The sequence below is a fragment of the Marinobacterium marisflavi genome, from assembly GCF_982447095.1.
The window spans coordinates 1,403,106-1,414,171 of record NZ_OZ457898.1 but is presented as its reverse complement, the minus strand read 5'-3'; the positions used below and the strand labels follow the sequence as shown (position 1 = coordinate 1,414,171).

Here is an 11,066-nt window from a genome sequence, read left to right as displayed (position 1 = left end):
AGAACTATGTGGTATTTCGCTTGGATACTGGGCGTGCTCTTGGCCTGCAGCTTCGGTATTATCAACGCTATGTGGCTAGAGAATCTCGACGAAGAGATCGGTTGCGCAGACGATTGACGTACCCGATGCCGCTCACTGTAGGAGGGTTGTAGCGCCAAGCGCTATTATCCGACCGAGACAGCCTTTGATGGCGTAGTGTATTACCCAAGGGAGCCTCGGCTCCCTTAATTTCGTTTACAAACCAACAAGAGAGTACCGCTTGGCCAGAGCACGTAAACCCAACCCTACCGCGATACTCGACCAGCATCTGCGTAGGTCAGAGCTGCGCTTTTCGACCTCACTCGGCGTTGTACAGACCTTGATGACCATCGCCTTCGCGTGGGGAACAGCGAATCTTATCGGTATCACACTCAATGGGGCTTCACTGGGTCTGGGCCTAAACGCGAGCGTTGCTCTGCTGTTTCTTGCTCTTCTTGCTAAAGCGCTGGCCTCCTATTTCCAAAATCTGATCAATCTGCACTCCAGCGTCTATGCGCGTGACAGACTGCGCCAGCATATCCTCGATCGCTGTTTCAAACTGGGTGTCAGCCTCTTTCCTGGATTTAAACCCTCAGAGCTGGCCAACCTTCTAACGCTGGAAACCGACAAGCTCAAAGACTATTTCGCTGATTACCAGATTCAAAAGAAGATGGCCGTTTTTACGCCGGTGCTGATTCTGATCGCGAGTGCCTCGGTGAACTGGCTTGTGCCTCTGCTCCTGCTGCTAACCACACCGCTGATTCCGCTCTTTATGGTACTGATAGGCAAACGTGCTGCAGCAGCGTCACGCGCAAATCTGGAAGCGCTAAATCGTCTGGGTCATCTACTTGAGGACCGCCTGGCAAACCTGAATTTATTACAGCAACAAAACTGCATAAGTATCGAATCTAAAAGACTTTATTCTCAATCGGATAGCTTCAGAAAGAGCACCATGAAAGTGCTGCGCTTGGCATTTTTGTCGGGCACACTGCTGGAGTTTTTCGCCGCTATCAGCGTGGCTCTTGTAGCGGTTTACCTTGGTCTCTTCTTCCTCGACAAATATTCACTAGGGGCCTGGAGTGCCGATATAAGTTTCGCACAGGGAGCCTTCCTGTTGATGCTGGCGCCCGAGTACTACCTGCCGCTACGCAAGCTGGGCGCACTCTACCACGCCAAGTCTAATGCAAGTGCACTTGCCGAGCGTCTGCAACACCTCGATCAACTCTCAGACGAGATACCTGATACTGAGCAGAGCACGGCCACAGAGCTAAAGGCAGAGCTGCGCTGCACTGAGCTCAGTTGTGGCACCCACTCACCCGTGCATCAGCCAGTCAGTTTTGCACTGAAGTCAGGTGAATCGCTACTGATTGAGGCCCCATCAGGAACAGGCAAAACAACCCTGCTGGATACATTGGCAGGCCTTCGACTGCCTGTTGACGGCATAATTCAAGCGGATGGTGCTCGTTTAATCACCTACGATAACGCCCGTTGGCAGCAACAAGTGGGTTATATCAGCCAACAGGCTGAGCTGATCTACGGCAGCTTGCGCGAAAACCTTACACTTGGACGCTCATTCACCGACGACGCCCTCTGGAGTGCACTCAAACAAGCGCAGCTAGAGGATGTTATTCGAACGGTCGGACTCGATTACTTCATCTCTGATGCGGGTGACTTTCTATCAGGCGGCCAGATCCAGCGTTTGGCTATTGCTCGAGCACTGCTGCATCAGCCCAAACTCCTGTTACTGGATGAGCCGATCGCCAACCTCGATCAAGAGACGGCCGAGCGTTTTATGCAAAGCCTGAAGTACCACACTGACCGTGGTGGCATGCTCATTATGGTAAGTCACCGCAGTGCTTCGTCGTTTGAATTCACGCACCGTCTGACTCTCGAGAAGACCCGCAACGCCGATACAGCGGAGGTGGCTGAGCATGCATAAGCTCTACTGGCGGCTGTTAATAGAGGAGCGCACAGTTCTGCTTGTCGGCATTACGCTATCTGTGGTCACTGCTTTTGCGGGCACCGCACTGCTGGCGGTCTCTGGCTGGTTTATCAGTGCAGCGGCGCTGGCGGGGCTTACAGCGGCTGCAGCGCACGCATTTAACTTCTTCACCCCGGGTGCAATCGTTCGCGGCCTATCAATAGCCCGCACCGCCGGGCGCTACGGTGAGCGGTTGGCCAATCATGAAACCACCTTCCGGCTAATTGCCAAACTGCGCACACAGATTTTTGATCGTTTGGCTTCGCAACAGGGCGTTAGCGCATTGATGAACCGCCATCAGAGTGCAAGCCAGATGTTGCAAGACATCACCAACGTCGAGGGTATCCACCTCCATGCGCTGGTGCCCGCGATGACAGCCCTGCTCTCGGCTCTGGGTTTTGTGCTGGTTAGCGCTCTATTTGTACCCACCTTAGCGCTAGTCACCATCCCGCTACTGCTAATCAGTATCCTCGGCATACCTTGGCTGTACGCGCGCACGCTGTTAGCACCTGAAACCGAACTGCAGCTGAGTAGAAGCAACTTATGGAGCCGAACTAGCGCGCTGTTCTCGAGCCTGAGGCTACTAACCCTTTCACAACAACTTGCAGCCCAAGGCGAGACTGTTCGCGATGAAGCGCGCAACGCAGACCAGTTCGAACTGACGGCACTAAAGCGCCAGCAGTTGATGCTACTGCTCGCCCAGATGTGCGGTCTTATCTTCCTCGGAGTGACACTCAGTCTCGCAATCGATGCGTATCAAACTGATCAGATAGATGGGGCACTGGTATTTATGCTGCTCTTATTAGCGCTGGGTACCAATGAAGTCGTAGCGGGTGCGAATGCCGCGCTGGGCTATTTATTGCTTGGAAAACGCGCCCTCGCACGCCTCGATAAGCTCTCAAATCTCAGCGTAACGCAGCGTGATAATCGCCTGTTTGCAACAGCTCAGAACAACGGCTTAGAGATCAGTAACCTCAGCTTCAGCTATGGCGCAAACTCAGGCCAAGTACTCACCAATCTCCGTCTGTCGCTAGAACGCACAGGTCTCTACTGGCTCGGTGGCGAAAGCGGTCGAGGCAAGACTAGTCTATTGCGGTTACTCGCGGGTGAGCTAAATACAGAGACCGGATCGATCGCCTTTGCCTGCGCGGGCCCACAAAGTGTGGGCTACATGCCGCAACAGGTGCAGATCTTACGCTCTACCCTGCGACATAACCTCGACCTCAAAGGCCAGCACAGCGACGAGCAACTCAGGCAGGCACTTGAGACGGTACAGCTAGCCGAATGGGCTAAGGCGCTGCCTCAAGGCCTCGATACCTGGATTGGCAAAGGTGAATGGGAACCCTCAGGCGGCGAAATAAAACGTCTGGGGTTAGCACGATTGCTACTGCAGCAGACCGAGGTGATTCTGTTGGATGAACCCTTTGCTGGAATGGATTTAGAGCTACAGCGCGAGCTGATGGAACAACTGCGTCGGGTTTGGAGGGATCGGCTTGTAGTTATCGTTTCTCATGATCTTGAACTGCGAACCACTGAAGAGTCGTTGATCACCTTGTAGAAGCGCTGAGCGTTTTTTGCTCCTGCAAAAACAGCATACAGGACATCCCGGTCCGTATAACGCAAAGCGTATTGCGCGACCCGAAGTACGAGTCGCGAACATCCGCTTCGCGGAGATCGCGCCTACTCGATGGGCCCTCAGACTCAAACCGGATCCCGTTTCCAGGAGAACCAAGCCGCACAGAGCGCAAAGCCCAAAGAGACATAAAGCGCGAGGTGGGCAACGGTTTCAAACTGCTTGGAGTCTTCAGCAGTAATCGCAGCGCCGTCAAAGTAGATAGCCAGCAGCAAACTGATGACTGCAGTACCCATCAACTGCCCGCTTTGGCGCGCGAGACTAATAATCGCTGAGCCGATGCCGACACGAGCAGATGGGATAGCTGCGAGCGCCGAGGAGTTATTGGGCGTAGAGAAGAGTCCGTGCCCGGTACCAATTATCATAATAGCAACGCCAATCATCCAAAGCGGCATCTGACCATCCATCTGCGTTAACAGCATAAGCCCCACCGAGATCGCAATCGACCCGGTGGTTGCCAGAATTCGGCGCCCAAGACGGTCCGAGAGTCTGCCGGCGATGGGTGCACAGACGGTCATCATCAGCGCTTGAAGCATCATCAACTGGCCTGCTTCTGTCGGTGATAACCCGCGGTTGTACTGCAGGTACAGCGCCATCATCAAGACTATGCCGTATTGGCTGCCGTACATAAACAGCGCGGCCGTCACCGAGCGAATAAATCGCGTGTTCTGCAACAACAGGTCCAGGCGCACTAGCGGAAAATTTGCCTTGTTATTCCAGCGCACGAAGAGATACAACAACATCCCACCACTCGCAAAAATCGCTGCTCCAGAGAGATCGGCTAAGTGTGTCGCACCGACAAACAGCGCTGCCAGCGCTAGTGCAAAAATTAATGAACCGACCCAATCCACCCGGTGACGCTCTGAGGATATCCACTCACCTGGAAGCACTTTTTTAGCACAAAGCACCACGCCTAAAGCGACAGGTGCCGGCACAAAGAACACTGCGCGCCAGCCAAACATATCGACCAACCACCCACCAACAAGCGGTCCTGACGTCATTCCCAGATAAACAGCCGAGGTCATCCAGCCCAGTGCCTGCCCTCTCCCCTTGGATTCGTATACACGCGAAAGTATCGCCATACCGGTACTCGCAAGTACTGCACCCGCAGCGCCCTGCAGCACTCTTGAGGCCAACAGCACCTCAATCGTCGGCGAGAGTGCGCCTCCAATACCACCGATAACGAAGAAGACGTTTGACCAGACAAATGCGCGTTTGAGACCGACTAGGTCAGCGACACGCCCACCGGGGAGCTGACACACCAGACTGCTCAAAACGAATGCCGCAGGAATCCAGCTCGCAAGTACCGCACTCACCTCTAGATCGTCGGCGATAGACGGAATCGCCACCAAGGATGCGGCTATCGATAGAGGAAACAGCAGAATGGAGACACTGATAAACACCAGTGCACGCAAGCGCGCATCAGCATAGCGTCGATAGTAACGGGCGGTGGCGTCCAATGTTGATCCTAGTCAGTGCTAAAGTAGCGACAGTATAACGGCTAGCGCTTAGGAACTCAGAAAAATTCCAACTTAATGACCTAGCTCAACTACTGAGGTGCCAGTGTTAAATGAGCTATTAGTATCCACTATATTATGTCGGCTGATGCGCCGGATTCTCAGACCAGTGAGCAGGTGCCAGCTTAAGCTTAGTTCAGATTTAACCACTCCAGCGTCTTGCTGAGGCGCTGGTGCGCCGAATCCATCTCCAATACCTGCTGCAACAGCTCGGGGGCGAACTGAATCAGCGAGAAAAGCCTGAAACTAAACTCAGTTCCACCCATCTTTTGCCACTCATCCGAGGCCATCACATCGGCTAGGGCTTCACGCGACTGCGGATCCGCATGCGCCAATGCTTCTAAGCGATGCAGAATCTTCTCTTTCAGCAGCAAGTTATCCACCTCCTCCTCTGGAGTCGCCTTATGGTCGAGAAACGGAAAACAGTCATACACCTGATACGGCAACATCTGCACCGGCTTACCGAGTTTGAAGCGCTGTTCGATATGCACGTTCAGGTAGAGCCGACCATCATCGAGTGTCTGCAGTAGTTCGCAGCGACCCGCGCTAAACACATCGTAGGGCTGATAGGTCGCCTGATTGGATGCTAACGCCGTTTTCATATCAGTCATGGGCTTGGCCGGACTGATCTCCTTGCGGGTGTGGCATATCGCCACTGGCGTGTCTGTTTTCAAGCAGTGTTGAATCATATCGCGATAGCGCGGCTCGAAGACGTGCAGCGGGAAGATCATACCCGGAAAAGTGACACAACCTGGGATGGGAAAAATACAGATTTGGGGCACGCGTCGCTGCTCCTCTCTACATGGCTTGTTTTTATAGCCTAGTACGCTTTGCCGGAAAGTGTGGAGCACAGTTTTCAATACGACTGGCACGGTCCTTGCTGAGTGTGAAATGAAAATAAACCCTGAGTGGGTCGAAATGAAGATGTTAAATAGAAATATGACTCAGAGTAGAGCAACTATGCTACTCGCCTGTTCAATGGCACTAGTGCTGTTGACCGGTTGTGTAAGTGGCATAAAGACTTCGGATAGGACTTTCGAGAAGATCTATTTTTCTCATTCAATCGACAACGCCCCTTCACCTAAATTCTTCAAGCAACTCGAGCAGACGGATGCGGACTCTCCTACTGTCGGAGAACTTTCGACGCCAGAGGTCGTTCTCTATTTCGATAACGACAGTGAAATTGTTCGTAGCGAAGACATAGAGAGGCTACAGAGCTTTCTGCTGAACTTTCCACCTCAAACAATGCCTGTCTTCCTGATTACCGGTCATACCGATAGTAATCATAGCGACGTTTACAACATCGGCCTTTCAGACCGACGTGCAAAGTCAACTCAAATGCAGATGCTCCAGATGGGCGTACCTATTACCCAAACCGCACTGCGTGGGCTCGGTGAGAGCACTCCTGTTGCGAGCAACACCAGTGACGATGGCCGCCAGACCAACCGTCGCGTAACCATCAGAGCCATTAATTGATTTTTGAGATCTCTAAGATGACTATAGCCAGCCGTTCAAACACTCTATTACCTCAAACCAAAAACGCTCTGGTAAGGGATCTGAACCGCGACCTTTGGTACGTAATGGGTCTCCCATTTGACGCTACGACAGAGGATGAGACCTACAATCATCTACTTACATGTATTACCACTCGAAAGAAGTGTTTTCTGACCACGCCAAACCTAAACTTTGTTGTTGCAGCTCAAAGAGATGCATTATTTCGCAAAACAGTAATCGACTCAGATTGGGTTATTGCAGATGGAATGCCGATAGTTTGGGCAGCAAAAGCCTTGGGAATACCGCTTAACGAGCGAGTAGCTGGATCATCGGTATTTGATCGATTAAGAAGTGAATACCGACAACATGATCGCCCGCTTAGAGTTGTGTTCTTCGGTGGACCAGATGGTGTTGCCGCCGAAGCATTTAAAAAGGTTACACAAGATGAGTCCGCAATGGAGGTCGTGGGTTTTTACAGCCCAGGCTTCGGAACTATTGAGGAGATGAGCCCTCAGCATGTAATTGACCAGATCAATGAATCCGAGCCAGATATAGTACTTGTCGCCCTAGGGGCGAAACGGGGACAGCAATGGATTGACCACAACCGCCAACAACTGAATGCACCGGTGATCAGCCACCTAGGAGCCGTCGTGAACTTCGTTGCCGGAACAGTCGCACGTGCACCAGAGTGGATGCAAAGGACGGGATTAGAGTGGGTTTGGCGCATTTGGGAAGAGCATCAACTTTTGAAGCGTTATTGGAGCGACGGTAGCAAGTTTCTAATCAGCTATATCAAGGATATTCGTCCAACTCGCCGTCTACTTAAAGATGCAGACCGTGCCGAGCATCCGCCGTACGATTTTTGTTCTCATTTTGAAAAGGGAAAGTTAGTTATAACAGTCAAAGGTCGCATCGATGTTCCGGATTTCAAATCTCGGCTAGAAAAGCTGGCGCCAAACATGATTTTGTGCCGAAAGATAGAGTTCAACTTTTCAGAAGTTTCCTTCTTCGACACTGCCGTAATCGCTACTTTGATCATGGTTCAGAAACACCGACACCACGCAGGACCAATTGAAATATCGGGTCTTAGCAAGGATCAAAAAAGACTGATAGGCCACACCGGAGCATATTCTCTACTGTCAAATTGACAGCCGGCATCAAAATAGATTCTTGACAATGATCCGCATAGATCATCGCACAATCTTCTTTAAATCTAATGCGTCATCTAGCCCAAGCGGTCGACGAGAGACCAGTAGGACTTCTAAGACACTCGCGATGATCATCACGAGATAAACCGCTCCAGACAGTTGCCAAATGTAATCACCTGAAAATGGTTCCGCTTTTCGAGCCCATTGCCAAACTAACATACTCCCAACTGTGGCTACTGCCGGCCAGGGCGCGTAGCAAAAGTTTCGAAGTAAGCGATACAGCCTGTATCCAACGGCACCCAACTGGGGTTGGAGCAAAGAGAGAAATACATATGAAATAAAGGTATGGAGTGTACCGAAACCCAACAAAAGCATTCCCAGAGTATCGAGGCGATACAACTCGTAGTAATGCTTACCGATAAAAATTTCAAGAGCTACAAAGAGCCCTAGTAACATAGCGCCGCGAAGAAATAACTCTAGAATAATCATCACAAACAACGGTTGTTTGCTCATCTCTCCATTCGACTGCCTCTCAGTTCGATAAAGAGTCGCCGCCCTGGGAGGACCTACCATCGTCAGATAACCACAAATGAACAACAATCTGTAGAGCGTTTTCAAATTTATCTCCCTCTAAAGCATCCAGTTCGAATTTCTGGCATACCACTTGCTAAACCTTTCAGACAAGCTCAGCTATGTAGCAAGCAGATTTCGTACCAAATAATGTACAAACTAGTGAAAATATGAAGAAACTTTTAATGGTAACAATCGAATTACCATTTCCGGCCACCAGCGGCGGTCGTATCAAAAGCTGGAACATGCTCAAGGCACTGACTCAGCACTATAAAGTGAGTTTAGCCGCGCCTATTAAGTATGGATACGACGAGTTTGACCAGTTCAAGAGTGCCGTTGAGCTCAAGAAGTTCTACTGCGAAACGGTTGAGAGAGAACGATCCGCGAAGAATCTAATCAAGAGTTATATGGCCGGTATTCCGCTAAACGTCTATCGGTCACGCTCGCATGCGCTGTTAGATCAGATCGCGGCGGATGCCGATCAGTTTGACATCATTTTTTTAGACCACTACGAGTCATTTCAGTACTTACCTGCCAATTTCAAAGGCAAAGTTATTCTGCACACTCATAATGCGACCTACCTAATGTGGGAACGCTATGCCACCAGTGGAGAGGGTTTAGCCATGCGCACCGCTGCGGCTTTGGAAGCCCGCCGCGTAAAAGGCTATGAGAAGAGCGCGTGTAACCGGGCTGACCTGGTTTTCGCTGCGCCAAATGACATCGATAATCTAAGCCAGCTAGGCTGTGATCGAAGCAAGTTTAGAGAGACCTTCCACCTCGGTGACGACAGCCAACTGGCACTAGATGAGCTCAATTTCGCGGATACTCAGGAGCAGCTGTTCTACGTCGGAACACTAAACTGGGAGGCGAATGTGGACGGTCTGATTTGGTTTCTGCAACAGATATGGCCTGCCATTAAAGCTGAGCGTCCGGGTATTAGCTTCAAAATTGCGGGCGGCAAACCAGATCCGCGGTTGATCGCGATCACCAGCGACCTTAACGACGTCGAACTATTGGGCTTTGTAGATGATCTGGAGCCGCACTTCAAAGCTTCGCGCCTGTTTATCGCCCCACTGCGATTCGGCTCGGGGATAAAAGTGAAAGTGTTGAACACTATGTGCCGCGGACTCCCGATTGTGACCACCACTATAGGTGCCGAGGGTCTCGAGGTACTCCACATGAAACATATGGCAATTGCGGACAGCGTAGACGATACGTTAGCGTCCATAGAAGAACTTCTAGATAACGGCGAGCAATGGACAACCATTAGAGATCGATCACGCGAAATCATCCGAGAAAAATATACTTGGAGCCGTGTATTAGGAAATATGATCTCGGAGATAGATCTGACACTCAATACTATCCAGCCCGATGTGAAGGCTCCCGATGAAGCTCATTGAAAAGCTGAGAAATAAACCATTTCTTAAAAATGTACTTATCCTGCTGTCAGGAACTGCATTCGCAAACCTGATCACGCTGCTATTTACACCCATAATCACCAGGATATATGGCCCTGAAGAATACGGCTATTTGAGTGTATTCTCTTCCATCGTCTATACAATTACTCCGGCGATTTCATTGACGTTGCCTGTGGCTATAGTGCTAGCGAAAACAGATTCTGAAGCAAAAAAACTAGCAGAGATTTCCTTCGCGATCTGCTTAATACTTTCTACCGCCGTAGCTGGATTATTATATATCTTTGAATCCGATATTCTAGGCTATTTCAATCTTGAGAAATTGGAAGGCGTATCGGTTTTAATTCCCATTACTATCCTGATTACTGGCACATACTTTATATTAGAGCAATGGGGCATAAGAAATAAGAGCTTCAAGAGATTAGCGATATCACAAACTGTTAGAACGAGCTCTATAGGCACTTCCCAAACAATTTTCGGATTTTACAATCCAAAAGCCGCCGTTTTAATTGTACTCTATTCGCTTGGCATACTATTTCAAACTATTTACCTGACGATAAAATCCAAATCTATATTCACTATTCAGAGATGTGAATTGACATACAAAAGTCTAATCTACAAGTATCGTCAGTTTCCACTTTATCGAGCACCTCATACTGTGCTTAATTCTGTCGCTTTCAGCGCGCCGGTGATTGTGCTCTCTTCCTTTTTCGGAACGAGTACCGTCGGTTACTTTGCCTTAGCGTTTAATATGCTTTTGGTACCGGTAACTCTGCTCGGAAAGAGCTTTGGTGATGTATTTTACGCAGAAATAACTAATCGGTACCAACAAGGATTAGACATAGCGCCCATGCTAAAAAAGGCGCATCGCAGCCTATTTCTCCTTGGAATTGCGCCCTTTGGCACTGTGGCTATAGCCGGACCAGAGATCTTTGGAATTGTTTTTGGCGAAGAGTGGCAGTCTTCCGGCATCTATGGGCAATGGATCGCTCCCTGGCTGCTGTGCGTTTTGGTAAGCCGGCCAACCGCGGCTACGATACCGGTATTAAATCTTCAAAGATTCATGCTTATTCACGAAGTTATATTTCTTTCCTTAAAGCTTTTAGCGCTATATGTGGGTATAAGTCAAAACGATCCATTGATCTCCGTTATAGGCTTATCGATCACTAATATAGTTGGATATACCTTTATTGCTATCTACGTATTGAAACGAACTTCGAAAAGTTCGACTAGAGCTAATGACTTACACGAGTCATGAAACAGAATCACAAATTATATACAGGCACATAA

General features: G+C 49.9%; 10 protein-coding genes. 7 read left to right on the top strand and 3 right to left on the bottom strand.

Annotation, left to right across the window (positions count from 1 at the left end; genetic code table 11):
- Positions 1-6 precede the first annotated feature (6 nt).
- From cydX to AC1WNR_RS07010, 3 genes are all read left to right on the top strand, one after another.
- Complete coding sequence (gene cydX / locus AC1WNR_RS07020) at positions 7-117, top strand: cytochrome bd-I oxidase subunit CydX (RefSeq protein ID WP_481643802.1); 111 nt, start codon at positions 7-9, stop codon at positions 115-117.
- 142 nt (positions 118-259) lie between these two features.
- Complete coding sequence (gene cydD, locus AC1WNR_RS07015) at positions 260-1,957, top strand: thiol reductant ABC exporter subunit CydD (protein WP_481643801.1); 1,698 nt, start codon at positions 260-262, stop codon at positions 1,955-1,957.
- The gene (locus AC1WNR_RS07010; protein ID WP_481643800.1) at positions 1,950-3,557 is read left to right on the top strand and encodes an amino acid ABC transporter ATP-binding/permease protein; all 1,608 of its coding nucleotides are present in this window, start codon (positions 1,950-1,952) and stop codon (positions 3,555-3,557) included. Before cydD ends, AC1WNR_RS07010 begins: the two co-directional genes overlap by 8 nt.
- 143 nt (positions 3,558-3,700) lie before the next feature.
- Here the strand turns inward: AC1WNR_RS07010 and AC1WNR_RS07005 are convergent, their stop codons facing one another.
- Both AC1WNR_RS07005 and AC1WNR_RS07000 read right to left on the bottom strand, forming a co-directional pair.
- Positions 3,701-5,092, bottom strand: coding sequence for an MFS transporter (locus AC1WNR_RS07005; protein WP_481643799.1), 1,392 nt, complete (start codon positions 5,090-5,092; stop codon positions 3,701-3,703).
- Between the two features lie 188 nt (positions 5,093-5,280).
- Positions 5,281-5,931 (bottom strand): LON peptidase substrate-binding domain-containing protein, encoded by a 651-nt coding sequence (locus AC1WNR_RS07000; protein WP_481643798.1) that lies wholly within the window; start codon positions 5,929-5,931, stop codon positions 5,281-5,283.
- 109 nt (positions 5,932-6,040) lie between these two features.
- Between AC1WNR_RS07000 and AC1WNR_RS06995 the strand changes: the two genes are divergently transcribed.
- The gene (locus tag AC1WNR_RS06995) at positions 6,041-6,625 is read left to right on the top strand and encodes an OmpA family protein (RefSeq protein ID WP_481643797.1); all 585 of its coding nucleotides are present in this window, start codon (positions 6,041-6,043) and stop codon (positions 6,623-6,625) included.
- A 17-nt stretch (positions 6,626-6,642) separates the two neighbouring features.
- Positions 6,643-7,791 carry a WecB/TagA/CpsF family glycosyltransferase gene (locus AC1WNR_RS06990; RefSeq protein ID WP_481643796.1) on the top strand — a complete coding sequence of 383 codons (1,149 nt, stop codon included), beginning with the start codon at positions 6,643-6,645 and terminating at the stop codon, positions 7,789-7,791.
- Positions 7,792-7,833: 42 nt separating this feature from the next.
- On the opposite strand, the gene AC1WNR_RS06985 is transcribed toward AC1WNR_RS06990, so the two are convergent.
- Positions 7,834-8,304, bottom strand: coding sequence for a hypothetical protein (locus tag AC1WNR_RS06985; RefSeq protein WP_481643795.1), 471 nt, complete (start codon positions 8,302-8,304; stop codon positions 7,834-7,836).
- 242 nt (positions 8,305-8,546) lie between these two features.
- On the opposite strand from AC1WNR_RS06985, the gene AC1WNR_RS06980 reads away from it, so the two are divergent.
- Positions 8,547-9,761 carry a glycosyltransferase gene (locus tag AC1WNR_RS06980; RefSeq protein ID WP_481643794.1) on the top strand — a complete coding sequence of 405 codons (1,215 nt, stop codon included), beginning with the start codon at positions 8,547-8,549 and terminating at the stop codon, positions 9,759-9,761.
- Complete coding sequence (locus AC1WNR_RS06975) at positions 9,748-11,034, top strand: lipopolysaccharide biosynthesis protein (protein ID WP_481643793.1); 1,287 nt, start codon at positions 9,748-9,750, stop codon at positions 11,032-11,034. The genes AC1WNR_RS06980 and AC1WNR_RS06975 overlap by 14 nt, the downstream gene beginning before the upstream one ends.
- The last annotated feature ends 32 nt before the right edge of the window (positions 11,035-11,066 follow it).

Excerpts from the sequence above, each read along its gene's own strand:
- AC1WNR_RS06995 (WP_481643797.1), top strand. The coding sequence starts at position 6,041 with ATGAAAATAAACCCTGAGTGGGTCGAAATGAAGATGTTAAATAGAAAT.
- AC1WNR_RS07010 (WP_481643800.1), top strand. The coding sequence starts at position 1,950 with ATGCATAAGCTCTACTGGCGGCTGTTAATAGAGGAGCGCACAGTTCTG.
- AC1WNR_RS06990 (WP_481643796.1), top strand. The coding sequence starts at position 6,643 with ATGACTATAGCCAGCCGTTCAAACACTCTATTACCTCAAACCAAAAAC.
- AC1WNR_RS06985 (WP_481643795.1), bottom strand. The coding sequence starts at position 8,304 with ATGAGCAAACAACCGTTGTTTGTGATGATTATTCTAGAGTTATTTCTT.
- AC1WNR_RS06975 (WP_481643793.1), top strand. The coding sequence starts at position 9,748 with ATGAAGCTCATTGAAAAGCTGAGAAATAAACCATTTCTTAAAAATGTA.
- AC1WNR_RS06980 (WP_481643794.1), top strand. The coding sequence starts at position 8,547 with ATGGTAACAATCGAATTACCATTTCCGGCCACCAGCGGCGGTCGTATC.
- cydX (WP_481643802.1), top strand. The coding sequence starts at position 7 with ATGTGGTATTTCGCTTGGATACTGGGCGTGCTCTTGGCCTGCAGCTTC.